23 protein-coding genes are annotated in these 25,861 nt (G+C 59.5%); 15 read left to right on the top strand and 8 right to left on the bottom strand.

The features are described from left to right. Positions 1-387: 387 nt before the first annotated feature. The 6 genes from kdpF (at position 388) to EE949_RS12755 (ending at position 8,366) form a co-directional block, all read left to right on the top strand. Positions 388-477, top strand: a complete 90-nt coding sequence (gene kdpF, locus EE949_RS12780; RefSeq protein ID WP_087266190.1) for a K(+)-transporting ATPase subunit F — start codon at positions 388-390, stop codon at positions 475-477. Between the two features lie 13 nt (positions 478-490). Continuing rightward, positions 491-2,185 (top strand): potassium-transporting ATPase subunit KdpA, encoded by a 1,695-nt coding sequence (gene kdpA / locus EE949_RS12775; protein ID WP_122664626.1) that lies wholly within the window; start codon positions 491-493, stop codon positions 2,183-2,185. Positions 2,186-2,195: 10 nt separating this feature from the next. Continuing rightward, positions 2,196-4,277 (top strand): potassium-transporting ATPase subunit KdpB, encoded by a 2,082-nt coding sequence (kdpB, locus tag EE949_RS12770; protein ID WP_122664625.1) that lies wholly within the window; start codon positions 2,196-2,198, stop codon positions 4,275-4,277. A 124-nt stretch (positions 4,278-4,401) separates the two neighbouring features. Continuing rightward, on the top strand, positions 4,402-4,974 hold the full coding sequence (gene kdpC / locus EE949_RS12765) for a potassium-transporting ATPase subunit KdpC (protein WP_122664624.1): 573 nt from the start codon (positions 4,402-4,404) through the stop codon (positions 4,972-4,974). Positions 4,975-4,983: 9 nt separating this feature from the next. Continuing rightward, on the top strand, positions 4,984-7,644 hold the full coding sequence (locus tag EE949_RS12760) for a sensor histidine kinase (protein ID WP_122664623.1): 2,661 nt from the start codon (positions 4,984-4,986) through the stop codon (positions 7,642-7,644). Between the two features lie 32 nt (positions 7,645-7,676). Then, positions 7,677-8,366, top strand: coding sequence for a response regulator (locus tag EE949_RS12755; RefSeq protein WP_122664622.1), 690 nt, complete (start codon positions 7,677-7,679; stop codon positions 8,364-8,366). Positions 8,367-8,536: 170 nt separating this feature from the next. Here EE949_RS12755 and EE949_RS12750 read toward each other — a convergent pair whose 3' ends face one another. After that, on the bottom strand, positions 8,537-9,595 hold the full coding sequence (locus tag EE949_RS12750; protein ID WP_122664621.1) for a patatin-like phospholipase family protein: 1,059 nt from the start codon (positions 9,593-9,595) through the stop codon (positions 8,537-8,539). A gap of 186 nt (positions 9,596-9,781) precedes the next feature. Here EE949_RS12750 and EE949_RS12745 point away from each other — a divergent pair, with 186 nt between their 5' ends. From EE949_RS12745 to EE949_RS12720, 6 genes are all read left to right on the top strand, one after another. Next, complete coding sequence (locus EE949_RS12745) at positions 9,782-10,060, top strand: hypothetical protein (RefSeq protein ID WP_027901763.1); 279 nt, start codon at positions 9,782-9,784, stop codon at positions 10,058-10,060. Positions 10,061-10,282: 222 nt separating this feature from the next. After that, positions 10,283-11,200, top strand: coding sequence for an AAA family ATPase (locus EE949_RS12740; RefSeq protein ID WP_122664620.1), 918 nt, complete (start codon positions 10,283-10,285; stop codon positions 11,198-11,200). Next, positions 11,197-12,153, top strand: a complete 957-nt coding sequence (locus tag EE949_RS12735; RefSeq protein ID WP_122664619.1) for a DUF58 domain-containing protein — start codon at positions 11,197-11,199, stop codon at positions 12,151-12,153. The genes EE949_RS12740 and EE949_RS12735 overlap by 4 nt, the downstream gene beginning before the upstream one ends. Next, positions 12,150-14,168, top strand: coding sequence for a transglutaminase TgpA family protein (locus tag EE949_RS12730; RefSeq protein ID WP_122664618.1), 2,019 nt, complete (start codon positions 12,150-12,152; stop codon positions 14,166-14,168). The genes EE949_RS12735 and EE949_RS12730 overlap by 4 nt, the downstream gene beginning before the upstream one ends. Before the next feature lie 3 nt (positions 14,169-14,171). Beyond that, entirely contained in the window at positions 14,172-14,936 is a 765-nt protein-coding gene (locus EE949_RS12725) for a CHAD domain-containing protein (protein ID WP_122664617.1), read from the top strand. A 270-nt stretch (positions 14,937-15,206) separates the two neighbouring features. Then, positions 15,207-16,001: an acyl-CoA thioesterase gene (locus EE949_RS12720; protein ID WP_122664616.1), complete on the top strand. Its 795-nt coding sequence runs from the start codon at positions 15,207-15,209 to the stop codon at positions 15,999-16,001. 58 nt (positions 16,002-16,059) lie between these two features. On the opposite strand, the gene acpP is transcribed toward EE949_RS12720, so the two are convergent. The 4 genes from acpP to EE949_RS12700 all read right to left on the bottom strand — a co-directional run bounded on the left by acpP (position 16,060) and on the right by EE949_RS12700 (position 19,298). Then, positions 16,060-16,299 (bottom strand): acyl carrier protein, encoded by a 240-nt coding sequence (gene acpP, locus EE949_RS12715; RefSeq protein WP_122664615.1) that lies wholly within the window; start codon positions 16,297-16,299, stop codon positions 16,060-16,062. A 124-nt stretch (positions 16,300-16,423) separates the two neighbouring features. Next, positions 16,424-16,657, bottom strand: coding sequence for a hypothetical protein (locus EE949_RS12710; RefSeq protein ID WP_205504897.1), 234 nt, complete (start codon positions 16,655-16,657; stop codon positions 16,424-16,426). A gap of 244 nt (positions 16,658-16,901) precedes the next feature. Next, positions 16,902-18,383 carry a methyl-accepting chemotaxis protein gene (locus tag EE949_RS12705; RefSeq protein WP_122664614.1) on the bottom strand — a complete coding sequence of 494 codons (1,482 nt, stop codon included), beginning with the start codon at positions 18,381-18,383 and terminating at the stop codon, positions 16,902-16,904. Between the two features lie 93 nt (positions 18,384-18,476). Then, the gene (locus EE949_RS12700; protein WP_122664613.1) at positions 18,477-19,298 is read right to left on the bottom strand and encodes a TatD family hydrolase; all 822 of its coding nucleotides are present in this window, start codon (positions 19,296-19,298) and stop codon (positions 18,477-18,479) included. Between the two features lie 190 nt (positions 19,299-19,488). On the opposite strand from EE949_RS12700, the gene EE949_RS12695 reads away from it, so the two are divergent. The 3 genes from EE949_RS12695 (at position 19,489) to EE949_RS12685 (ending at position 22,019) form a co-directional block, all read left to right on the top strand. Continuing rightward, positions 19,489-20,913, top strand: a complete 1,425-nt coding sequence (locus tag EE949_RS12695) for a transglycosylase SLT domain-containing protein (protein WP_122664612.1) — start codon at positions 19,489-19,491, stop codon at positions 20,911-20,913. 97 nt (positions 20,914-21,010) lie between these two features. Then, a complete protein-coding gene (locus tag EE949_RS12690) occupies positions 21,011-21,445 on the top strand; it encodes a DoxX family protein (RefSeq protein ID WP_122664611.1) in 435 nt (144 codons plus the stop codon). 271 nt (positions 21,446-21,716) lie between these two features. After that, entirely contained in the window at positions 21,717-22,019 is a 303-nt protein-coding gene (locus tag EE949_RS12685) for a class I SAM-dependent methyltransferase (protein WP_122664610.1), read from the top strand. A gap of 116 nt (positions 22,020-22,135) precedes the next feature. Here EE949_RS12685 and greB read toward each other — a convergent pair whose 3' ends face one another. Genes greB through EE949_RS12670 form a run of 3 tightly spaced genes read right to left on the bottom strand, consistent with a single transcriptional unit; the run spans position 22,136 to position 25,860 of the window. Further along, positions 22,136-22,633, bottom strand: coding sequence for a transcription elongation factor GreB (gene greB / locus EE949_RS12680; RefSeq protein WP_122664609.1), 498 nt, complete (start codon positions 22,631-22,633; stop codon positions 22,136-22,138). A 36-nt stretch (positions 22,634-22,669) separates the two neighbouring features. After that, positions 22,670-25,177 carry an ABC transporter permease gene (locus EE949_RS12675; protein ID WP_122664608.1) on the bottom strand — a complete coding sequence of 836 codons (2,508 nt, stop codon included), beginning with the start codon at positions 25,175-25,177 and terminating at the stop codon, positions 22,670-22,672. Beyond that, entirely contained in the window at positions 25,177-25,860 is a 684-nt protein-coding gene (locus tag EE949_RS12670) for an ABC transporter ATP-binding protein (protein WP_122664607.1), read from the bottom strand. The genes EE949_RS12675 and EE949_RS12670 overlap by 1 nt, the downstream gene beginning before the upstream one ends. Position 25,861 lies beyond the last annotated feature (1 nt).

The following is a 25,861-nucleotide window of genomic DNA, read 5'->3' as shown; positions in this document are numbered from 1 at the left end:
GTGGGCAACCCGGCAAGGATGCCGGGTTAGCCGCACCGGGCCATGGATGGCCCATTGCGGCGGCCCACGGTTCAGGATCTGCGGGCGGGTACACCGAGCGACAGCGAGGTGCCAAGTGGTGGGGCAAGAGCGTTTTGCTTACTTTTGCGCCTCAAAAGTGAGGCGCCGTAAGGGCGCAACCAATAGCCGCCATGACGCGGAAACGGATATGTACACAGAAACCAATGAATGGCCAATTCCAATGCATGCCATTCGTTCCAAACCGCCGCACGCCGCGATCTTTACGCCATCTTTACGCCGCACCAACCCCCTCGCTCTCGTTCCTTTACACCCTCAATCCCGACAATTAACCACACGCGGCAATCGCCGTAGAGACGGAGTATTTCGATGAGCGTTGTGGACGGGGTGTCACTGTTGTTAGCCGCAGGGCTGTTCATCTACCTACTGGTTGCGCTGCTACGCGCAGGCCAGAACTAGGAGACGAGCCGCCATGCACAGTTATGACTATCTACTGATTCTGGCTTTCCTGGCATTGGTGCTCTTGCCCGCGCCATTGTTGGGACGTTTTTACTACCGGGTGGTGGAAGGTGAACGCACCTGGCTGACGCCGATGCTGCGACCGGTTGAAAACATCTGCTATCGCCTGTCGGGCGTCGACCCCGCTGTCGAGCAGAACTGGAAGGCCTATCTCTGGGCCTTGCTGGCTTTCAACCTCGCTGGTTTCGTCCTGCTGTTCGCGATGCTCATGGGGCAGGGCGCTCTGCCCTTGAACCCACAGCAATTACCGGGCATGGAGTGGTCGCTCGCGTTCAACACCGCGATGAGTTTTGTCACCAACACCAACTGGCAAGCCTATAGCGGTGAAGCATCGCTCAGCTACCTGAGCCAGATGGCAGGCCTGACCGTGCAGAACTTCGTCAGCGCCGCCACCGGTGTGGCCGTGTTGTTGGCGTTTTGCCGGGGGATCAGCCGTCGTTCGACCCAGAACCTCGGCAACTTCTGGACCGACATGACCCGCGTTACGCTCTACGGCTTGTTGCCATTGTGTGTTGTGTTGGCGTTACTGCTGGTCTGGCAGGGCGTACCGCAAAACTTCGCTCACTATATTGATGCGCTGACCCTGCAAGGTGCTGATCAAAGCCTGCCCATGGGCCCGGCTGCCAGCCAGATTGCGATCAAACAACTGGGCACCAACGGCGGTGGCTTCTTCGGCGTCAATTCGGCGCATCCGTTTGAGAACCCGACCGCATGGAGCAACCTGTTTCAGTTGGCTTCAATCCTGATGATTCCGGCGGCGCTGGTATTTACCTTCGGTCACTACGTCAAGGACATGCGCCAGAGCCGGGCGATCATGGCCTGCATGCTGGTGCTGTTGATGATTGGCGGTGCGGTGTCGATGTGGGCCGAATATCAGCCTAATCCGACACTGAATGTCGCCAATGTGGAACAGACCGCTCCGCTGGAAGGCAAGGAAAGTCGTTTCGGTACTACCGGCACGGTGTTGTGGGCCACGGCAACCACGGCAGCGTCCAACGGCTCGGTGAATGGTATGCATGACAGCCTGAACCCGCTGAGCAGTATGGTCGCACTGGCCAACATGATGGTCGGCGAAGTGATTTTCGGCGGCGTCGGCGTGGGCCTTAACGGCATGCTGCTCAACGTGCTGATAGCGGTGTTTCTTGCAGGCTTGATGATCGGTCGTACGCCGGAATATCTGGGCAAGAAACTGCAAGCCAACGAGGTCAAGCTGCTGGTTGCGACCTTGCTTGTGATGCCGGTTGGTGTGCTCGTACTCGGTGCCATCGCGGCGAGTCTGCCGGGGCCGATGGCCTCGGTGAGCAACCCTGGCCCGCACGGTTTCAGTCAGTTGCTCTACGCCTATACCTCGGCCACCGCCAATAACGGCTCGGCGTTCGGCGGTTTCAGCGCCAACACCGTGTTCCATAACCTGATGCTCAGTCTGGCGATGTTCATCGGCCGCTTCGGCTACATCCTGCCGGTACTGGCCCTGGCTGGCAGCCTGGCGATGAAGAAGAGTGCGCCGCTGGGCCTGAACAGTTTCCCGACCCACGGCCCGCTGTTTGTCACCTTGTTGACCATGACGATCCTGATTGTCGGCGGCCTGACGTTCCTGCCGACCCTGGCTCTAGGGCCGATTGCCGAACATTTGAGTCTGGGTTTCTGAGGAGCCGACCATGAATATGCACATTGCAAAACCTGCATCGCCCGAATCAAAACCCGCGCCAGCGCAACCTGTGGCCGAGGCGGTGAAAACCGGTTTCGCAGCGCTGTGGCGTCCGGCGCTGATCCAGGCGTTTGTCAAACTCGATCCCCGTCAGTTGGCACGCTCACCGGTCATGCTGGTGGTGGAGCTGACTGCGATCCTCACCACTGTGTTGTGCCTGATTCCCGACCCGGCCGTCTCCACTGGCGTAGCGGTGCAAATTGCGTTGTGGCTGTGGTTCACCGTGCTGTTCGCCAACTTCGCCGAAGCCTTGGCAGAAGGTCGCGGCAAGGCGCGGGCCGACAGTCTCAAGGCGGGCAGCGAAGGCTTGAAGGCGCGCCGTCGTGATGAGTCGGGGCGCTTCAGCGTGGTTAACGCGACTCTGTTGCGCAAAGGCGATGTGGTGCGCGTCGAAGCCGGGGAGATGATCCCTGGTGACGGCGAAGTCATCGAAGGCATCGCGGCGGTCAATGAAGCGGCGATTACCGGTGAGTCCGCGCCGGTCATTCGCGAGTCCGGTGGTGATCGCTCGGCAGTGACCGGCAATACCCGGCTGGTTTCAGACTGGTTGCTGGTGCGCATCAGCAGCAACCCCGGCGAGTCCACGCTGGACCGGATGATCGCGCTGGTGGAGGGTGCCAAACGGCAGAAAACCCCGAATGAAGTGGCGCTGGATATCCTCCTGATCGGCCTGACGCTGATCTTCCTGCTGGTCGTGGTGACGCTGCAACCCTTTGCCCATTTCGCGGGCGGCAGTTTGCCGCTGGTGTTCCTGGTGGCGCTGCTGGTCACGCTGATTCCGACGACTATTGGCGGCTTGCTGTCGGCCATCGGTATTGCCGGGATGGACCGTCTGGTGCGCCTCAACGTGATCGCCAAATCCGGGCGTGCCGTGGAAGCAGCAGGTGACGTACACGTGCTGCTGTTGGACAAGACCGGCACCATCACCTTCGGCAACCGTCGTTGCAGTGCACTCTATGCAGCGCCGGGTGTTACCCCGAAAGAACTCAGCGAAGCCGCGCTGTTGGCCTCGCTGGCCGACGACACAGCGGAAGGTAAATCCATCGTCGAGTACCTGCGCAATCTGCACCCGATGGTCGAGCCAAAACCTGCCGACGTGACGGGCGTGCCATTCAGCGCTGAAACCCGGCTTTCGGGCGTGGACTACCAGAACCGGGTCTATCGCAAAGGCGCGGTGGATTCATTGCTGGCTTTTGTCGACATGCAGCGCAGTGACTTGCCCGCATCGTTGGCCCGGGAAATCGACGGCATCGCCAAAACCGGCGGCACACCGTTGCTGGTCTGTGTCGACAAGAAGTTGATCGGCGCCATTCATCTCAAGGACGTGGTCAAGCCGGGCATCCGCGAGCGTTTTGCCGAACTGCGCAAGCTGGGTATTCGCACCGTGATGGTGACTGGCGACAACCCGCTGACCGCTGCTGCGATTGCCGCTGAGGCCGGGGTTGATGATGTGCTGGCCGAAGCCACGCCAGAGAAAAAGCTTGAGCGTATTCGTGCCGAGCAGAACGACGGTCGCTTGGTGGCGATGTGTGGCGATGGCGCCAACGACGCCCCGGCGCTGGCTCAGGCCGACGTCGGCATGGCGATGAACGACGGCACCCAGGCGGCACGGGAAGCGGCCAATATGGTTGACCTCGACAGCGACCCGACGAAGCTGCTGGACGTGGTGCAGATTGGCAAGGAGTTGCTGGTGACGCGTGGGGCGCTGACCACCTTTTCGATTGCCAACGACATCGCCAAATACTTCGCGATTCTGCCTGCGCTGTTCGCAGCGATTTATCCGCAACTGGCTGTGCTGAACATCATGCAACTGGCCAGCCCACAGAGCGCGATTCTCTCGGCCATCGTGTTCAACGCTTTGATCATCGTGGTGCTGATCCCGCTGGCCTTGCGTGGTGTGCGCGTGCAGGCCGCCAGTGCGGCGCAATTGCTGCGGCGCAACCTGTTGATCTACGGGCTGGGCGGCATCGTGGTGCCGTTTGTGGGGATCAAGCTGATTGACATGATTCTGGTTGGTCTGCACCTGGTTTAAACCGGACGGATTTTAGGTAGGAGCTGCCGAAGGCTGCGAAGGCGGTGTGTCAGGCAGATCGATTCGCAGCCTTCGGCAGCTCCTACAGGAAACCCGGTTCACTTACTGAATAAGGATTCTCACCATGTCCACCATCATCCGTCCTGCGCTGAGCCTCCTGGTCCTGATGACCATCCTCACTGGCGTTGCTTACCCGCTGGCAGTCACCGGCGTTGCGCAGGTTGCGTTCCCTGATCAGGCCAACGGCAGCCTGATCCATGATGCTGACGGCAAGGTCCGTGGCTCGCAGTTGATCGCTCAATCGTTCGCGGGAGACGAGTGGTTTCACTCGCGCCCTTCAGCGGGTGCCTTTGCCACGGTAGCGAGCGGTGCCAGCAACTTTTCGCCCAGCAACCCGGCACTTGCCACGCGGATCAGCGAAGACGTGGCCAAAGAGGCGATACAAGGTCAGGGACCGGTGCCGTTGGCGCTGCTGACGACGTCAGGCAGTGGGCTTGATCCGCACCTTTCACCTGAAGCAGTGGCGTATCAGACTGCAAGGGTTGCCTCAGCGCGCAAGCTGCCCTTGGAGAAAGTCCAGAGCTTGATCGAAGCCAATACCTCGCGGCCTTTGATCGGCCCGCCAGTGGTCAACGTTTTGAACTTGAATCGCAGCCTGAATGAGTTACCGTCTGCGCAACAACAAGCACAGCTTTGAGTGAGCAATATGAGTGATTCCGGCCGTGCCGATGCGTTACTAGCCGAAATGCCCAGAGACGGGCGCGGTCGGCTCAAAGTGTTTCTCGGCGCTGCGCCGGGGGTGGGTAAGACTTACGCCATGCTGCAGGCCGCCCATACCCAGTTGCGCCAGGGTGTAGCGCTGATCGCCGGAGTCGTGGAAACCCATGGCCGGGCCGAGACCGAGGCGCTGCTGGGCGGCTTGCCGCAGCAGCCGCTGATTCGCTCGGAATACCGTGGCGTGACGCTGGAAGAAATGGATCTGGATGGCCTGCTCAGGCTCAAGCCGAAACTGGTGCTGGTAGACGAACTGGCCCACAGCAACGCCCCCGGCAGTCGTCATGCAAAACGCTGGCAGGATATTCAGGAGTTGCTGGCTGCCGGTATCGACGTCTACACCACGGTCAACGTTCAGCATCTGGAAAGCCTCAACGATCAGGTGCGCGGTATTACCGGCGTGCAAGTCCGGGAAACCTTGCCGGACTGGGTGTTGCAGGAAGCCTACGAACTGGTGCTGATCGACCTGCCACCCCGAGAGCTGCTGGAGCGTTTACGCGACGGCAAGGTGTATGTGCCGGAACAGGCGCGTGCCGCCATCGACGCGTTTTTTACCCAGACCAACCTGACCGCCCTGCGTGAACTGGCGATGCAGACGGCGGCGGCCCAGGTCGATAACGACCTGGCTCAGGGGTATCGCCAGTTGGGGCAGGCTGCACCGGCTGTTCGGGGTCGCCTGCTGGTTGCGGTCGATGGTGATGTGCATGCCGATCGTCTGGTGCGTCACGCCAGCCGCGTCGCTCAGCGTCGGCATCTGCCGTGGAGCCTGGTGCATGTCGACAATGGTCGGCCGTTTGACGAGCAAAATCGTGTACGCCTGCAAAGCGCTCAGCAACTGGCCGAAAGGCTGGGCGGTGAAGTGGTGCTGTTGCGTGCCGGGGAAGTGGCGAGAACCTTGATCCAGCATGCGGGTGAACGGCGTGCCAGTGTGGTCCTGGTCGGCCAGTCGCAGCCAAGACTGCGCCGTCGCTGGTTCGGTGGCGGGGTGGCTGAACGTTTGCTGCGTGAAGCCCACGGGCTGGAAATCAGTGTGCTGGACAGTGAGCCTTTGCCGGATCAGCCGCGTGTGCGTTCTTCGCGTCCTGCACGCTGGCAGGACTATTTACTCGCGGTCGTGGCCACGCTGTTGGCCAGTGCTCTGGCCTGGGCGGTGTCCAGCGTGCTGGACTTGCCGAACATCTCGCTGGTGTTTCTGGCAGCGGTGCTGCTGGTAGCGGTACGGACCAGTACGGGACCTGCGTTGGCGTGTTCGATTCTGTCGTTTCTGGCCTATGACTTCCTGTTCATGGTGCCGAGTTTTTCCCTGAGCATTCAGCGCGAAGAAGACGTGCTGACCTTGTTGTTTTTCCTGTTGATGTCGGCGTTGACCGGTAATCTCGCGGCTCGCCAGCGTCGACAAATGCAGGCGCTGCGTGAAACACAGGAAGAAACCAGCGAGTTGCTCGATCTGTCGCGCAAGTTGACGGCCGCTACGGATCGCCAGGCTGTCATCAGCGCTGCCGGACAGCACTTGAGCGGCTGGCAGGAGCTGGAAATCTGCCTGCTTGATCGTGACGGCGTGAATGGCTGGAAGGTACAAAGTGGTATCGCTCAGCTCTCCGAGCCTGAGCGCGCAGCGGCTGACTGGGCCTGGCAACATGATCAGCCGGCTGGCCACGGCACCGGCACGCTGCCGTCCAGTCGCTGGTGGTGGTACCCCTTGTCAGGCGAGGACGGGCCATTGGCATTGCTGGGTGTCTGTGCGCGTGCTGGCCAGGATTTCAGCGCGCAACGGCGTCGGCTGTTGATCGCGCTGACCCAGCCGCTGGCGCAGGCCCTGGCTCGGGCGCAATTGGCAGATGATCTGGAAGCGGCGCGTTTGCACGGCGAAACCGAGCAGCTACGCAGTGCGCTGCTGGCATCGGTGTCCCATGATCTGCGCACGCCGCTGACGGCCATGCGCGGCAGTATCGACAGCCTGTTGGCGCTGGGCGAAGCCATCCCTCTGGACGACCGTCGGGAACTGCTCGAAGGCACCCGCGACGAAGCCGAGCGTCTGGACCGCTACATTCAAAACCTGCTCGACATGACCCGTCTCGGACACGGCGCGTTGAAGCTGGCCCGGGACTGGGTTTCGCCGGGTGATATCGTTGGCAGCGCGCTGAACCGGCTGCGTGCGGTGATGGCCCCGCTGCAGGTGAAAACTTTGCTGCCTGCCGAGTTGCCGCTGCTGTATGTGCATGCGGCGTTAATCGAACAGGCGCTGGTCAATGTGCTGGAGAACGCTGCACGTTTTTCACCTGCCAACGGGCGCCTGGAGCTAGAAGCCGGGGCCATCGACGGCGAGCTGTTCTTTGCGGTCAGCGATGAGGGGCCGGGCATTCCGGAAGAGGAGCGGGCGAAGATTTTCGACATGTTCTACACCGCTGCCCGGGGTGATCGCGGCGGGCAGGGCACCGGTTTGGGGTTAGCCATCTGTCAGGGCATGGTGGGCGCGCACGGCGGGCGGATCAGCGTCGGGCAGGGCATTGATGGTCATGGCACGTGCATCACATTATATTTGCCGCTGCAGGCTCAGCCTCAAGGCGAAAGCGAAGCAGAGCTGCTGTCTTGAGCCCGCTTTTCGTTAAAGAATCAGGGTAATCCATGAGTCAGACCGCGACCATTCTGGTGATCGACGACGAGCCGCAGATTCGCAAGTTTCTGCGCATCAGCCTCGCGTCCCAAGGCTATAAAGTGCTGGAAGCCGGGACCGGTGCCGAGGGCCTGAGTCAGGCCGCACTGAGTAAACCCGACTTGTTGGTGCTGGACCTGGGCTTGCCGGACATGGACGGTCAGCAGGTATTGCGTGATTTTCGTGAGTGGTCCGCGGTGCCGGTGCTGGTGCTTTCGGTTCGCGCCAGCGAAGCCCAGAAAGTCGAGGCGCTGGATGGCGGTGCCAATGATTATGTGACCAAGCCGTTCGGTATTCAGGAGTTTCTGGCCCGGATTCGCGCCCTGCTGCGTCAGGCTCCAATGGGCGATCAGCCGGGCGCGGCTCTGCTGTTTGGTCCGCTGACGGTGGATCTGGCGTATCGCCGGGTGTTGCTCGATGGCGTTGAGGTTGCCCTGACTCGCAAGGAATATGCGGTGCTTGCGCAACTGGCGCGGCATCCTGGCCGGGTGATCACGCAGCAGCAATTGCTCAAGGATATCTGGGGCCCGACCCATACCGAGGACAGTCACTATTTGCGTATTGTGGTCGGTCATTTACGCCAGAAGCTGGCGGATGACCCAACCTCACCGAGGTTTATCGTGACCGAGGCGGGTGTGGGATACAGGCTGCGGGAAAGCTGAACTGTTGTTGTAATTGGAATACATATCTGTTGGAGCGAGGCTTGCCCGCGAATGTGTCCTTTCAGCTAGCACACGCATCGACTGACCTGACGCTTTCGCGGGCAAGCCTCGCTCCAACGAATATGACGGTCTTGAATATTGATGGTGCGCCAGGCCAAAAAATCTGCATTTCAGCCGTTGCTTCGATGCTCCGCCTCATACCGATCCAGCGTATCGCTGGCGATTTCCCGGCCCAGGGCGATGAGCTCCGGAGCTTTGTAAAACTCGAAGAACCGACACACGCGTTTCGGCACATTGATCAGAATGTCCGGCGGATAGCCAGCGATCTTGTATTGCGCCAACGAAGTCTGCATCACCTCAAAGCTCTGGTTGATCAGGTCCAGCAGCGAGGCCGGTCCGACATTGTCGATGATCACCGAGCCCGTGGCAGACTTAGGCGCGCTCTCGCCTTGCGGGGCTGCGGCGGGTTGCTGATCGTGCGGGTCGGCGGATTCCAGCCAGGGATTGTCAATAATTGCGGCGCTGGCCTTGGGGCTGTTCTGCGGCAGGTGCAACACTTCGTTGCCTGCGGCGTCGAGCTTGCGGCGAAACGGCAGTCTTGAACCCAGCGAGCTGATCATCGAGTCGAAACGTCGCTTTACCGCAGGCGGGCGTTCAATCACCGGCAACTGGTAATGCCCTTGAGTGGTTGAGTTGAGATTGACGGCGACGATCAGATCGCAATGGCTGGAAACCACCGGGACGATGGGCAAGGGATTGAGCAGGCCGCCATCCACCAGCATGCGATTGCCCTGCATGACGGGTGTGAACAAGCTGGGAATCGCCGCCGAGGCTCGCATCGCCTGATGCAGACAGCCTTCCTGAAACCAGATTTCCTGCTGATGGGTCAGGTCGGTAGCCACAGCGGTATAGGGGATTTGCAAGTCTTCGATATTGATCTCCCCGACGATTTCCCGGATCTGGCCGAAGACCTTCTCGCCCCGGATCGCGCCCAGACGGAAACTGACGTCTACCAGACGCAACACATCCAGATAGTCGAGGCTTTCGATCCATTCCCGGTATTGCTTGAGTTTGCCGGCCGCATAAACCCCGCCCACCACTGCGCCCATCGAGCAGCCTGCGATGCACGCAATGTCGTAACCGCGCCGCTCCAGCTCCTCGATGACGCCGATATGCGCATAACCCCGAGCGCCTCCAGAACCCAGCACCAGTGCTACACGCTTCTTCATAAAAGGCTCCCAGAGTCAGATTGATTCACCATACGCCCAAACCGGGTCATATTCGTAGCTGATTGCGGTTCTGTGAAGGCTCTATTGCAGTAAAAAACAGTTACGCTTGCGCCCCCGGTAATGGCACTTTCAGTCAGTGTCACCGTCAAAGCTGCACAATTGATATTTCCTCTTGAGGTAACACCGATGAAAGCCTGGATTGTCCTGCCCTTGTTTGCTCTGGTTCTCACTGGTTGCGCGGGTAAAACCGGTTATCGCGAAAGTTGCGGGACGCAGCTTGATTCGGCCTGGAAGGAACTTGATCTGGCCAAGGCTGAAGGTTTTGCCGGTACTGTCAGCTACTCGAAAGCCTTGTCCTTGTTGACCGGCGCCAAGACCCAGCAACAATTCGAAGCATTTGAAGGCTGCACCGAGAAAGCTGAAAAAGCGCGCTTCTATATTCGTGAATCCCGCGCCGGTCGCTGATTAATCCCCGCTACTCCCCTGTAGGAGCTGCCGAAGGCTGCGAAGGCGTCTGTTCAGGCGAATCAATTTCGCAGCCTTCGGCAGCTCCTACAGAATCTGTGCCTCTCAGTTGCATCTAAGCAATTTCCTCTTCTCCCTAGCGAAAACACCTACGCTATCTTTATTGTGACTGCGCAGCAGTCCTGTTTTTAGCCATAGGCAGTCGCCTGGAGAGTGTTTTCGATGGGCAGAAAACTCGATGAGTGCCTCAACGCCGTCAATGAGGTGGTGTTGGGTAAGGAGCCGCAAGTCCGACTGGCAATGACCTGCCTGCTCGGCGGTGGCCATTTGTTGATCGAAGACTTGCCCGGCATGGGCAAAACCACCCTTAGCCACACCCTGGCCATAGTCCTGGGTTTGAGCTTTCAGCGGATTCAATTCACGTCGGACCTGTTGCCGGGAGACATCCTCGGTACCTCGGTGTTTGATCGTGAAACCGGGCAATTCACTTTTCATCCCGGGCCGATTTTCGCTGAGCTGGTGCTGGCCGACGAGATCAATCGCGCCACCCCCAAAAGCCAGAGCGCATTGCTGGAGGCCATGGAAGAAGGGCAGGTCACCATTGAAGGCGCAACGCGTTTGCTGCCTGATCCGTTTTTTGTCATCGCTACCCAGAACCCCTTCAGCCAGGGGGGCACTTTTGCGTTGCCCGAATCGCAACTGGACCGCTTCCTGATGCGCCTTTCCCTGGGGTACCCGGCCCGTGCAGCGGAGAAGGCGTTGTTGCTGGGCGAGTCGCGCCGGGAGTTATTACCTCGTTTACAACCCTTGTTGAATCATGCCGAATTGAGGGCGTTGCAGGCGATGGCCCGGCAGGTGCGGGTCAGCGACGCTTTGGTGGACTACGTGTTGCGGCTGGTAGATGCAACTCGTGCACAGCCGCAGTTCGCCTACGGACTCTCACCAAGGGCAAGCCTGGCAATCCTGAGCGCCGCACGGGCCTGGGCGCTGCTCGCCGGGCGCGAGTATGTGATCCCCGAGGACGTGCAGGCGATTTTGCCCTCGGTGGTCGGCCACCGTTTGCGCGAGCGTACCGACCCTACCGGGCACGGCGGGGGAGCGCTGGTGCAATGGCTGCTGCGTGAGGTGCCGGCCCTTTGATCGAACAGTTCAGACCGTTCTGGCAGCGCTGGCTGGCGCGCCGTATACCGCCGGCTTCAAGGGTCCGACTGGACCACCGGCGCATCTTCATCATGCCCACCCGTACCGGTGGCAGTTTCGCGCTGGTGCTGTTTTTGATGTTGTTGGTGGCCATTAATTATCAGAACAGTCTGGCCTACGGGTTGACCTTCCTGCTGTTGTCGATGGCGATTCTGGGGATTTTGCACACGTACCGTAACCTGAGTGGTCTGGTGATCAGCGCCGGTGTTTCTCGTCCGGTATTTGTGGGCGAGACCGTGCAGTTGAGCCTGCGTCTTGACGCCGATGGCCGCGCCCATCAGGCGATATCGCTGGGCTGGGACGCCGCGTCGGTGCAGCAGGTGGATGTGTCTGCCGAGGAGCGCGTTGAAGTGGAATTGACCTTGCTCGCCCAGAGTCGAGGCTGGCTGCGGGCCCCAAGGCTGCGGATTGAAAGCGTTTTTCCCTTGAGCATTCTGCGCACCTGGAGCTGGCTGGATCTTGAGCAGACTGCGCTGATTTATCCTCGGCCTGTGGCAGGCGCCATGCCGCTGCTCAAGGGCGTACAGCCTCATGCAGAGGATCAGGGGCTGGCCACCCAAGGGCCCGGCGTGGACGATTATCAGGGGTTGCGCGTTTACCAGCCCGGTGACAACCGACGGCGTCTGCACTGGAAAGCCTATTCCCGGGGCCAGGGCTTGCTGCTCAAGGATTTCACCGACCTGAGCGGCCATGACTTGTGCCTGGATTTCATGGCGTTGGGCGGCGATATCGAGGAGAGGCTGTCGCGCCTGTGCTATTGGGTGGTGATTCTGTCACAGCGTCAGCAACCTTTTGCCTTGCGTCTGCCGGGATTCCTGTCCGCAGTCGACAACGGCAATCAGCATCGCGAAACCTGTCTGCGCGCGCTGGCGCTGTATGGCGTGCGGCAATGAGTAACGCCGCCTCCGGGCTGAGCCTGCCGATCCCCCGTACCAGCCTGACCTGGCTGCTGCTGGCACAGGCGCTGGTTGTCGTACCGTTCATTCAGCACATTCCAACAATGATCACCGGGCTTTGGCTGGCCTGTATGTTGTGGCGTGTGCAGATATTTCGCATGCGTGCCCGTCATCCCGGTTCCTGGGTAAAAGGCGGGCTACTGGTCGGCACCGCGGGCGGTGTGTATCTGGCGCGCGGCAGTCTGGTGGGGCTGGAGGCGGGGGCTGCTCTGTTGGTGGCGGCATTTGTCTTGAAAATGCTCGAAATGCAGAATCGACGTGATGCGCTGGTGCTGATTTTTCTTGGTTTTTTCTGCGTCGCGGTCGGCTATCTGTTTGAGGACAATCTGCTCTGGGCGGTGTTTACGGTGTTGCCGGTCAGCACACTGTTGGCGGCATTGATCGGATTGCAGTCATCCAGTCAGGCGAGCGGTCAGGTCAACAGCTTGAAGCTGGCGTTCAAGTTGTTGCTTCAGGCCGTGCCGCTGATGCTTCTGTTGTTCCTGTTTTTCCCGCGTCTTGAGCCGCTTTGGTCATTGCCGCAGCCGAGCAACAAAGGCCTGACGGGACTTTCCGACAGCATGGCGCCGGGCGATATGGCCGAGCTGAGCAAGTCCGCTGCGCTGGTGTTTCGTGCCAGTTTTGAAGGGCCAATCCCGGCGCGTAACCAGTTGTATTGGCGTTCGCTGACGCTTGAACAGTTCGACGGTCGACGCTGGTCACAGTCGTTGCGAGCGCAAACGGTGCAAGTTCCGCAGTGGCAGAAACTCGGTGATCCGCTGAGTTACAGCATCGTGATGGAACCCAGTGGTCGCCCCTGGTTGTCGAGCCTTGATATAGGCGAAAGCGACCAGGCAGATGTGCGCCAGATGAATGATTTCCGTCTGCAGCGGCGTCGACCGGTCGAGCAGTCGTTGCTTTACAACGTCACCTCCTGGCCGGACGCGACCCGCGAGGCTCAGCTCAACGAGAACATTCAACGCCAGGACCTGCAGTTGCCCGGCAAAGGCAACCCGCAGGCACGTCAATGGGCCAGTGATCTGGCGCGACGCTACCCCAAACCCGATGCACTGGCACAGGCGATGCTCGATTACTTCGCCCGCGAGCCTTATCACTACACCCTCAAGCCGCCGACGCTGGGGCCTGACAGCATCGATGATTTCCTGTTCGACAGCCGCCGTGGCTTTTGTGCGCACTACGCCGGGGCCATGACCTTTGTGCTGCGCGCAGCGGGGATTCCAGCGCGGGTGGTGGCCGGCTATCAGGGCGGCGAATTGAATCCGGACGGGCAATACCTGACCGTGCGCCAGTTCGATGCGCACGCCTGGGTCGAGTATTGGCAGCCGGGTGTAGGCTGGCGCAGCGTTGACCCTACTGCTGCCGTCGCGCCGCAACGCATCGAACAAGGCCTTGAACAGGCACTTGCTGCAGATGAGGCGTTTCTTGAAGATTCGCCCATGTCGGCCCTGCGCTATCGCAATGTCGCGTGGCTCAACTCACTGCGCCTGAGCTGGGACAATCTCAACTATGGCTGGCAGCGCTGGGTACTCGGCTATCAGGGGCAGGAGCAGTTGCGGGTGCTCAATCGCTGGTTCTCGGGGCTGGAAACGCCGGCCTTCATTGGTGGGCTGGGTCTGATTCTGGGGCTGTTTGCCTTGTGGGTGTTCAAGCCCTGGCAGCGGGAAAGTGATTCGCAACTTCGCCTGTTCAACGCGTTCGAAAGACTGCTGGCCCGCCACGGTTTACGGCGTTTGCCTGGCGAGGGCGCTGACGAGTTCTCGCGACGTGCGGCGCTGTCGTTGCCTGTGCATGCCGCCGCTATCGGTGCATTTGCCGAGGAGTTCCAGGCGCAACGTTATGCGGGTAGCAATTCCTCACCGGGTGAATTGCGACGGCGTTTGAAGTACCTGCGGCGCCGCCTGCCCTGGCGTGTGTCGGCGGTTAAAGAACCCACGGTTAACGAGAAGGATTAGTTCATGTCATCGATGGTTGACCATCTGGTTGCTCAAGTCCTGGGCTTGCAGATAAAACTGCTGGCCTGTCAGGCGCGTCTTGCTGCCTCCACTGACCCGGAAGCCTTGCATGACCTGCGCACTACGGTGCGTCGTTTGCGCAGTCTGCTGCGTCCGTTACGTGGCATCGCCGGTGTCGAACAGCTGGAGGCTGCGGCTAAAGCGGTAGGGGAGCTGACGACTCCGCTGCGTGACATGGAAGTGCTTGCTGCGCACCTGGCCGATCAGGGACTGACGGAAGCGGCGACCGTGCGTATCAATAAGGTCAACAAATCCTATGGGCAGGTGGCGACTGCTACCGAGCTAAATCGTCTGTTCGCCACGCTGGACCAGTTCCCTGGTTTCTTGCGAGCGCAGCAGCGTCAGCGGTTGCTGCGTGGTCTGCGCAAGACGATTGAGAAAGGCATGGATAAGCAGTGGAAGAAACTCCGCGAAGCCATCGCCGACCCGGCTCATGATCGGCATCGCTTACGGCTGTTGATCAAGCGCGTGCGCTATGCCGCAGATGCTTATCCCGAGTTGAGCCACCAACCCAAGAAAATGCAGTCGCGGTTGAAAGCCGCTCAAGGCGCATTGGGTGACTGGCACGATCATCTGCAATGGCTGGCTCAGGCCGGGCAGGAACGTGATCTGGCACCGTGCATCGCGGGCTGGCAAACCGGTATTGTGCGGGCCGAGAAGAAGGCTGACGTTGCGCTGCAGCGTTTGAGCAAGACCTGCTTCGGTTGACGCGCATAACGGAACACACAAATCACAGATTGAATGCGCTTTCTGTAGGAGCTGCCGAAGGCTGCGAAGCATTCAACCTGTGATACCGCCATCGCAGCCTTCGGCAGCTCCTACAGATTCAATATTCGCCTAGAGACATCATGGCGTTGATCCGGCCGCAACTATGGCCGATATGACGTATGCGCAGCGCAGGGTGGCTGGTTAAGATCAATGCCTGTCTGCTGACTCGCCGCCGGGTGAGTCTTTTATTACCGGTACTACGGGGTCTACATGAAGTTTTCCGAGCTGATCGACGCGGTGCGCAGCAATCCGCTGGCCGTGACAATCCCGGCTGAATGGGCGCAGGGCCGCGCCAGTTTTGGTGGTTTGATGGCGGCGCTGCAATACGAGGCGATGCGCGCCAAAGTGCCTGAGGGACGACCCGTGCGCTCGCTGGCCATCACCTTTGTAGGGCCTGCTGAGCCAGGCGTTCCCATAGCGTTTGAAGTTGAAGTCTTGCGTGAAGGCAAAGCCGTCAGCCAGGTGCTGGGGCGCGCGACGCAAAATGGTCAGGTGATGACGCTGATTCAGGGCAGCTTCGGTGCGTCCCGTGAGTCGGTGATTTCGGTCAAGGCCGATCCTGCGCCAACGCTCAAACCGCTGGAAGAGTGTCCGCAACTGCCCTTTATCAGCGGCATGATGCCCGAGTACCTGCGGTTTATGGAGCTGCGTTGGGCGTTGGGCGGTATGCCATTCAGCAACACGCCATCCCCGGCTATTGGCGGTTATGTGCGGTTTCGCGACATGGAAGAAGGGCCTTGCAGCGAAGCGCACGTACTGGCGCTGGTCGATACCTGGCCACCGGCGCTGTTGCCTCACCTGAGTAAACCGGCGCCGGGCAGTTCATTGACCTGGACCATCGAATTCGTCCAGCCAATGCCGACATTGAGTACACATGACTGGTGCTCGTACAAGGCAGTGATTGAACATGCCCGCGACGGTTACGGACACACCGCCGCGATGCTCTGGTCACCGAAAGGGGAGCTGATTGCGATCAGTCGGCAGACGGTGACGGTGTTTGGGTAAGAGTGCGGCTTGATTGTGGACGAGTAGAAAATCTATGGCTTGTCCGCGATGGCCTGGGCTATTTAGCCTTTCGCTTAATGTAGTCGATCGTGTTCCCAACAGTGTCCAGCTTCTCAGCGTCCTCGTCGGGTATTTTAATTTCAAACTCCTTTTCCGCTTCCATTACCACGTTTAAAACATTGATGGAATCTGCGCCCAGTGAGCGGAATGTCTTGGTGTCCTGTAGTTCATCCACAGGGATATTGAGTTCATCTCCAACAATCTGCTTGAACCTTTCACTTATTTCCGACCTTTCCATGGCCTGCCTCCACTTTTTATTCAGGGGTGCGACGCCATTGATGCTGTGCCTAAACACTGGATTGGACAACTGTCATAAGTAACAGGTTAACCCTCAAAATCAGCGCGTTCCGACAAGCGGGTTGTTAAGGGCTCGGGTTATTGGGTTTCATGTGAATGCCCAACGCTGCGATCAGCCCGATCATGCCAATGGCCAGCGAAGACAGGCTCAGGGAAAACACGCCATCGAGAATCAGCAACACCGCCAGAATGAAAAACGGCACAGTCATCAGGTACAGGGAAAGATTGGGCAGTTGGCGACGATTGTCGGCGTAACTACGCCACTGCCACGTGTGGAGATTGAGTAAGCGCTTGCCCATGATTGCATTCCTCTACAAAAACTGTGTGAATGCCTGAAGAGTAGGCCTGACTCGCGGTGGCGGCGAATCAAGCCTGACTATCGGTGTAATAGGGGGGAGACAGGAATGAATAGTCAGACCTGAGACGTCAGGCCTGACAAACCGCTGTGTTCTTGTCGCGGGCGAGCTTCCACAGGTGCTACGCCATTGAGGAGTACTGGCTTTAGCCGGGAGGGCGATGCAAATGAACGCTCAGCCATTCAGCTTAAAGCTTCAATTGCCCGATCGCTTTGCTCAGTTCACCTGCCAGGGTCGCAAGTTCGTCGCTGGTGCTGGCTGAGTCTACGGTCTGGTTAACGGTGCGTTCGGTGACGTCGCGAATGCTGACCACCGCGCGGTTCATTTCTTCTGCAACCTGGCTTTGTTGCTCTGCGGCAACGGCAATCTGCGTATTACTCTCGCGCATTTGCGCCACCGCACCGGCAATCGCCGCCAGGGCTTCACCGGCCTCATGTGCCTGCTGTACGCACTCGTCCGCCTTGAACGAGCTGTCCTGCATGAAGTCCACGGCATCCCGTGTGCCGGATTGCAGCGCCGAGACCATGGTGGTGATTTCATCGGTTGAGACCTGCACGCGTTTCGCGAGGTTGCGTACTTCGTCGGCAACCACGGCAAAGCCCCGGCCCATTTCTCCGGCCCGTGCTGCCTCGATTGCTGCGTTCAATGCCAGCAGGTTGGTTTGTTCGGCAATGCTGTGGATCACACTGACCACACCGTTGATCTTCTGACTGTCTTCGGCCAGGCGCTGGATCATGCCTGCGGTCTGTTGTACGCCGCTGGACAGGCCGGCAATCGAGGTCTGAACGCGATCAACAACCGCTTTGCCGTCGCCCGCCAGGGTATCAGCCGTGCGGGACTGGTCCCGGGTGGTGCTGGCATGTTGAGCGATGTGATAAACCGTTGCGGACATTTCATTGATGGCCGTGGCCACCTGGTCAGTCTCGCTCTGTTGACCCAGCATGCCATGGCGTACATCGCTCATGCCGGCTGCCAGATGCGCCGCGCCTTGATCAAGACGTGCTGCGGTCTGGGATACGGTGCTGACGACGCGTTGATAACCTGCCTGCATGGCGTTGAACGCCTTGGCCATCTGGCCCACTTCATCTTCGCCGGTCAACGGCACGCGAGCCGAAAGGTCACCACTTTTTTCCACGTGCAGCATGACGTCCTTGAGGGTGTTGAGCTGGCTCAGCAGAAAGCGGATCAGCAACTGCGAGGCTCCGAGCATCGCCAGCATCAATACGAATACCGCGATGGCGTAGTTGGCGAAGCGGTCCTCGAGTACTTGTATCAGGCTTGGGGAAAAAGCCAGCACGGCGATTTTTTGCCCGTCAGGTCGAGCCACGAGCTGAGCGCCAATCAGGGGCTGTTGGTCCGTCACCGGTTGTGAGTTCAAAGGCACCCAGTCTGTGCCGGAGGCGAGCTCGGGTAGCGGCTGGTCCTTGAATGTCGGTGTTTGTCCGGCGTTCCATATCAGCAGTTGTGGATGCGCGGGCAGCGGTTGAGACACCGGCCAGTTGCCGAGCAGTCGGGCCTCGGCCTGGGCTGATTGCCGGGCGCCGTCGACCCGGGCCTGTTGCTCCAGTTGCAAGGCGTAGATGACCAGCATCAAGGTGGTAAAAAAAGCCACCGCGTTGACGGCCCAGAATTTGTACTTCAGCGAAAGATTGCTAAGCCAGGTGCCCATATGAAGGTCTTCTTTGGTGAGTCAGCAGGAGAAATGCAGCAAGGTGCCATCATCATCTCCCACTGAACAAAGCGTTCCTTGACGTGGGTCAACCTATTCTTGAGCGGCGGCAGGTATTTGGGGTAATGAGAAAAACTCTCGTGCGGCGGCGCTGCTGTGGCTGGCAAGATCTTCAAGCGTTTCGCTGCGATGCAGTGCGACTTCACGGAGGACTTCCGGAAGAAAGCCGGGTTCATTACGACCATTTTTAGGTTTGGGGCGCAGGGTGCGTGGCAGCAGGTAGGGCGCATCGCTTTCCAGCATCAACCGGCCGCGGGGAATGTCGCGAACCAGCGGGTGTAAGTGAGTGCCACGACGCTCGTCGCAAATCCAGCCGGTAATACCGATGTGCAAGTCCAGATCGAGATAACTGTAGAGCGCACGTTGTTCCCCGGTGAAACAGTGCACCACCGCCGCAGGCAGACGATCACGATAATCGCGGAGGATTTCGAGTAAGCGCTGATTCGCATCGCGCTCGTGGAGGAATACCGGCATTTGCAGCTCCACGGCCAGTGCCAGATGAGCCTCAAGCACTTTTTCCTGCTGAGGACGCGGCGAAAAATCGCGATTGAAATCCAGTCCGCATTCGCCCACGGCGCGCACACGATCCTGCCGCAGCAGGGCACGTAGCTGGCGCTCGCTGTCGCTGTTCCAGTCAACCGCCGAATGAGGGTGAATCCCAGCGGTACTGAACAGCCGCAGAGCGCTTTCATCCAGCTCATGAGAGAGCTTCAAGGCCAGCTCACTGCCCTCGACACTGGTGCCGGTCAGCAGCAACTGGCAGACGCCCGCAGCATAGGCGCGATCGAGCACCGCCTGTCGTTGCGAGTCGAAGCTGGCATTTGTCAGATTGACGCCGATGTCGATGAGTTGCATGGTGCTACCTCTGGCCGAAGACCGCTGAGGATATCAGAGCTTCGGTTCTAATAATAAAAGGTAATACAATCAGCCGCTTGAGCTGTTTTTCTGACAGGTTTTCGCAAGAAATAGATGGCATGAATGTCATCGGCCCAGCTCCACAGATCTCTTTTTTTATATTTTCGACCGGCATTTCCCTGGAGAGTGAATGATCCGAGCTTCCCGTTACCTCATTGTTTTTGCACTGCTGCTGTTACCGTTTTCGGTCAGCGCCCGTCAGGCAGGGCCACAGGTCGCCGAGCATAAAACGGTGGTGCGCGATCTGCCGGCTATTCGCAGCAGCAAAGTATTGCGCGTGCTCGTTAATCAGAGCCGTAACAGCTCCGGAGATGCCAAGGGAGAGGAAATCGGCGTCGAATACCATCGACTGCAAGCCTTCGAAAAATACCTCAACGGGCATTCCCGTGATGGTCAGCGCGTTACCTTCAAGATCGTTCCCAAAGCCAAGAATCAGTTGCTCAGCGCGTTGCAGCGTGGCGAGGGCGATCTGGTTGCTCCAGGGGAACTGCTTGATACCCGTGAAGCCAAGGGCATCGAAGCCAGCGAGCCGATCATCAGTCATGTACCGTTGGTTTTAGTCGGTGTCAGGGGGGCGCGCAGCTTCAAGCATATCGAGCAACTCTCCGGGAGAACCTTGAGCCTGTCAGCGGGCAGCGCTGCCGATGAGGCGGTGCATCTGCTGAATCAGCGACTGGCGTTGCGTAAACTGGCGCCGGTGAAAATCGAGTGGGTCGATCCCAGTCTGGCAGTCGAGGATGTGCTGGAAATGGTCCAGGCGGGCATCTTCCACCTGACGGTGGTTGAACAGCCGATTGCCGAGCGTTGGGCCAAGGTGATGCCCAAACTGCGCGTGGACCGTTCGTTGACGTTGAGCACCAACAGCGACATGAACTGGTTTGTGCGTCAGGACGCCACGCTGCTGCGCGCCACCATTGACGGTTTTCTCAAGACCTATAAGCCGCCTGCCAATCAGGATCTGGCGTTTCAGAAGGCCTACAAAAATCTCTACAAGGTCCACAACCCGCTGGCCCGTGCGGATCGCCAGCGTCTTGAGGAATTGCGCCCAACCTTGCAGCGGCATGCTGACGCGCAGGGCATGGACTGGTTGAATCTGGCCGCGCTGGCCTTCAAGGAGTCAGGGCTTGAGCCACAGGCGCAGGGCAGTGGCGGGGCAACCGGGTTATTGCAGATCACGCCGTCTGCCGCCAAGCGGGTCGGCGTGGGCAATATCCAGTCAACCGACAGCAATGTGCAGGCCGGGGCGAAGTATCTGGCCCTGATTCGGCGCAAGTTCTTCGCCAGTCCCAGGTTCAATGAGCGTGAACGCATGGCGTTTACCCTGGCGGCCTATAACCTTGGGCCGGAGCGTGTGCAAGGCATGCGCAAGGAAGCCAAGCGGCGAGGGCTCAACCCGGATCAATGGTTCTTCCAGACCGAGCGGGTGGCCATGGATCAGGCAGGTATGGGCGTGGTGAGCTACGTTAACAGTGTCAACAAGTACTATCTGGCGTTTGATCGTGAACGGGACTCACTGGAAAGCTCGCCTTCCAGCAAGGTTACTGTCAGGAAGTGATCGAAAAAATAGATGCTGATGGCGAGTTTTTTGCGATTGTTACATTTGCAGATCCGATTAATATGGCGCCATCACCTTCATTCACGGAACGCACCACATGAACACTCAGATCAAATCGCTTTTCACCACTCGCGCTGGCTACGGCCTGACAGTTGTACGTATTCTGGTTGGCATCATCTTTGTCGCTCATGGCAGCCAGAAACTGTTTGGTGCCTTCGGTGGTTATGGTCTGGAAGGCACTGGCCAATACATGGCGAGCCTGGGTCTGACGCCGGGTTATCTGATGGCGCTGTTGTCGGGTGGCGCGGAGTTCTTCGGCGGTCTGGGTCTGGTGGTGGGCTTGCTGGCACGTCCCGCAGCATTGGTGCTGGCCGCTACACTGGTGGTGGCAATCTTCTCGGTGCACATCAGCAACGGTCTGTTCATGGCCAATAACGGTTACGAGTTTGCACTGGCGCTGCTGGGTGGCGTGATTGCAGTGCTTATCGAAGGGGCCGGCAAGCTGTCCATTGATCGCACTATCGGCAACTGATCCGCGCAGCTGATTGATGTAACCCCTGAAAGGCCCGCCCAGTGCGGGCCTTTTTTATTCAGAAGCTAATCAGGTGGCAATTGACAATCAACGGGCTGCTTCTCTACGATGCTGCTCATGCGCCGATTTAAACAACTACTTGCGGGGCGCCAGACAGGCATGAAGCTTGTCGATAGAAGTCCTCAGCGGCTTCGAAATACCGCTAAAGCGTTGGTTCGGTGTTGCCTCTCACCGCTGCCCAGCGGAGCATTTGAGGCTGAGACAAAACATCATGAGCCACCCCGTCGTTCGCATTTCCCCGATTGCCACCCAGTTCTCCCGTCGTAACCCGAAAATTCTGCTGTGCGGCTCACACCAGCCGACCTTGCTGCGTTACCTGGACGGTCGTCCACGTCGCAACGGCGGACCTCACGCGTTTCTGATCCAGTTCGTTGATCCGCTACAGTCTCTGGCCAGCTTCAAGAACGATGAGTTCGACCTTGCGGTGGTTCAAGCGCCTTCGGCAGAGCGGGTCGAGGAGGTGGTGCGCAACCTGACGCGCATTGCCCGGCAGGGTTTGATTACGCGGTGTTGAGGTGTCTGAGCGCCTGATTTTTGTAGGAGCTGCCGAAGGCTGCGATGGCGGCGTGTCAGGTTAGATGCTTCGCAGCCTTCGGCAGCTCCTACAGGATCGGTGGTCGAGCTGCTTTTTCAGAGGTAATCAATCGCCACGATGTAGCAAAGTTGGTCGCCTGTCGGCGTCTGAACCTTCACTTCGGCGTCCAGCGCTTTGCCGATCAGGGCGCGGGCCAATGGCGAATCGATGCTGATCATATTCAGCTTCAGGTCCAGTTCGTCCGGGCCGACGATTCGGTAGCGCGATTCCTTGCCGTCCTCATCCTCAATGGTCACCCAGGCACCGAAGTAAACCTTGTTGAGGTCGCTCGGGTGAGCGCCGACGACCTTGAGGCTTTCCAGACGTTTGGTAAGAAAGCGCACACGGCTGTCGATTTCCCGAAGCATTTTTTTGCCGTAGGTGTACTCCGCGTTCTCCGAACGATCTCCTTGGGCGGCCGCTTCGCTGACTGACTGAGTGACCTGCGGGCGGCGCACATGCCAAAGCTCATGGAGTTCGGCACGCATCCGCGCTTCACCTTCAGGGGTGATCAGCGCGGTGCCAGCGGTGCGGGGAGGGCGATAGCGGCTCATGGATTGTCGTTGTATGGAACACGGGCGCGCAGTCTATCAGCCATCGCGCAACACCGTCAGCGGGCTGACATTCAGCGCTCGGCGGGTACCGAATACGCCCGCCCCCCCGACCAGCAACGCGCCGATGACAGGCAGCACCAGCAGCCAGGCGTGAGGCGCCCAATCCAGGTTGAAGGCATAGCGGTACAGCGCGAATGTCACCAATTCGCAACCCAGTGCAGCCAGCAGACCACTGACTGCGCCGAGGAGGCCGAACTCGATGCGTCGCGCCTTGATCAGCAATGCCCGTTCTGCACCCAAGGCTCGCACGAGCGCGCCTTGGCGAATGCGCTCATCAAGGGTCGCCTGCAAGCCGGAAAACAGCACGGCGATGCCGGCTGCCAGCACGAACAGCAGCACGAACTGCACTGCCAGCGTGACCTGATCCAGAATGCTGCGCACCTGCGCCAGCAGTGCTTCGACCCCCAGAATACTGATAGCCGGGAAGGTGCGTGACAGCTCGACGATCTGTTTGTCGTTGCCAGCAGGCAGATAGAAGCTGGTCATGTAGGTGGTGGGCAGATCCTGCAGGGTGCCGGGCTGGAAGATGATGAAAAAGTTCGGCTGGAAGGTGTCCCAGTTGACGTCCCGCAAGCTGGTGACCACGGCATCGCGACTCAGGCCGCCGACCATGAAGTTCAGCCGGTCGCCGAGCTTGATCTGTAGGCTCTCGGCCAGTTTGGTCTCTACCGAAACCCCTGGAGTTGCGCTGGTTTCGCCGTTGGCAGGCCACCAGTTGCCCGCTGTCAGGGTGTTGCCTTCCGGCATGTTCGCCGACCACGTCAGGTTCAGGTCGCGGCGTGTGGCGTTTTCACCGCGTGAATCCTTGGTCACGAAGTCGCTCACCGGCTTATCGTTGATATTCAACAGGCGACCGGGCACCACGGGATAGAGAGGGGCTGCGTGAGGCGACAGTTTGCTGATCTGCTGGCTGAACGCGTCTTTCTGATCCGGCAGCACATTGAGCACGAAATAATTAGGTGCATCCTTGGGCAGCTGGTTTTGCCAGGTGTCCAGCAGCTCGCCGCGCAGTAGCGCGATCAAGCCCATGGACAACAGAATCAAACCGAACGCCAGAGACTGCCCTGCGGCCGCCAAGGGATAGCGCAGCAACTGACCCAGGCCAAGGCGCCATGGCAGAGAGGCGCCTGCCAGCAGACGCCGCAGACTTTTCAGGGCCAGCAACAGCAAGCCGCCAAGCACAACTGCAGCAATCACACCGCCGCCGAGCAAGGCAAACGTCAGCACCAGATCAAGGCTCAAGCGCCACATGATCAAACCCAGGGCGAGCAGGGCGGCGCCATAGACCAGCCATGAGCTGGCCGGGATTGGCAGCATGTCACGGCGCAGGACGCGCAGCGGGGGAACACGGCCCAACGCTGCAAGCGGTGGCAGGGCAAAGCCTGCCAGTGCGACCAGACCAGTGCCGATACCCGCAAGGGCTGGCATCAAACCGCCGGGGGGCACTGTGGCTGGCAGCAGGTTATGCAGCAGACCGAACAGCGCCAGTTGCGCCAGCCAGCCGATCAATGCGCCGCTCAATGCCGCGAGCAGGCCGAGCATGGCCAGTTGCAGGCTGAACAGCACTAATGCTTCATTGCGCGACAGACCCAGGCAGCGCATCAATGCGCTGGCATCAAAACGGCGTACGGCGAAACGTGCAGCCGACAGCGCGACCGCGACACCGGCAAGCAGCACCGCAACGAGGCTGGCCATATTCAGATAACGTTCAGCCTTGCCGAGTGCGCCACCAATCTGTTGGCTGCCGTCACGGGCGTCCTTGATTTCCTGATGCGGCTCCAGGCCAGGCTCTATAGCTTTGCGATACGCGGCAAGCGCTTCAGGCGGGCCGCTCCACATTTCCCGATAACTGACGCGGCTGCCGGGCTGCACAACCCCGGTACCTTGCAGGTCGGCCATGTTGATCATGACCCGCGGCGTCAGGCTATAAAAGTTACCGGCACGATCAGGCTCGTAGGTCAGAACACGAGTCAGCTTGAGGGTTTTGGAACCCACGTCGATATCTTCGCCCACTTTCAGATCCACTGCCGGGAACAGCCGGGACTCGGCCCAGGCCTCACCGGGTTTCGGGCCACGGCTGACTTCTTCCGGCTGGTAAAGATCGGCAGCGCTTTTCAGCTCGCCGCGCAACGGGTATGAGCCGTCGACCGCCTTGATGCTGGATAACTGGATCCCGGCGTCGGTTGCAATGACCGTGGAAAATACGACGATTTGTGCGTGATCGAGCTTGAGTGCTTCGCCTGCCTGGATCTGCTCAGGCTTGGCCGGGCTTGAGCCTTCCACCACCAGATCGGCACCGAGAAACTCAGTGGCGCGCAACAGCATCGCGCCATTCAGACGGGCACCGAAGTAGCCGATGGCGGTGCTGGCGGCGACGGCGACCAGCAACGCAAAGAACAGGACCCGTAATTCACCCGCACGGGCGTCGCGCAGCAGTTGGCGGGTGGCGAGGGTGAGCAGGCGCAGAAACGGCAGGCGTACCATCAAGGCTCCAGTGGGGCGACCAGACGGCCACCTTCAAGACGGATCAGGCGTCGGCAGCGGTGTGCCAGACGTTCGTCGTGGGTGACCAGTACCAGCGTGGTACCGCGCTCCTTGTTCAGTTCGAACAACAAGTCGCTGATACGTTCGCCGGTCTGGCTGTCCAGGTTGCCGGTAGGTTCATCAGCGAACAGCACCGACGGGTCGGCCGCGAACGCGCGGGCAATGGCGACTCGTTGCTGCTCGCCACCTGACAGCTGGCGCGGCGTGTGGGTCAGGCGCTTACCCAGCCCGACACGCTCAAGAAGGATCCTGGCCTGATCGCGGGCGTCTTTGCGGCCCTCCAGTTCCATGGGCAGCATGACGTTTTCCAGCGCGTTGAGGCTGTCGAGCAACTGGAATGACTGGAATACAAAGCCCACATGTTCGGCGCGAACACGGGCGCGTTGATCTTCGTCCAGCTCACTCAGGTTGCGTCCCGCCAGAATCACTGCACCGGAGCTGGGCAAGTCGAGACCGGCCAGCAGGCCGAGCAGGGTTGATTTGCCAGAACCGGAGGCACCGACGATGGCCAGACTGTCGCCCTTGTTTAGTTCCAGAGAGAGTTCGTGCAGGATGGTCAGGTCACCTTCGGTGCTGGGGACCACTTTGTTGAGGCTCAGAGCACTGAGAATACTTTCACTCATG

The organism is Pseudomonas viridiflava (genome assembly GCF_900602065.1).
GTDB lineage: Bacteria > Pseudomonadota > Gammaproteobacteria > Pseudomonadales > Pseudomonadaceae > Aquipseudomonas.
Note: the sequence above shows the minus strand (reverse complement) of the source record. Positions and strands in the feature narration are given on the sequence as shown.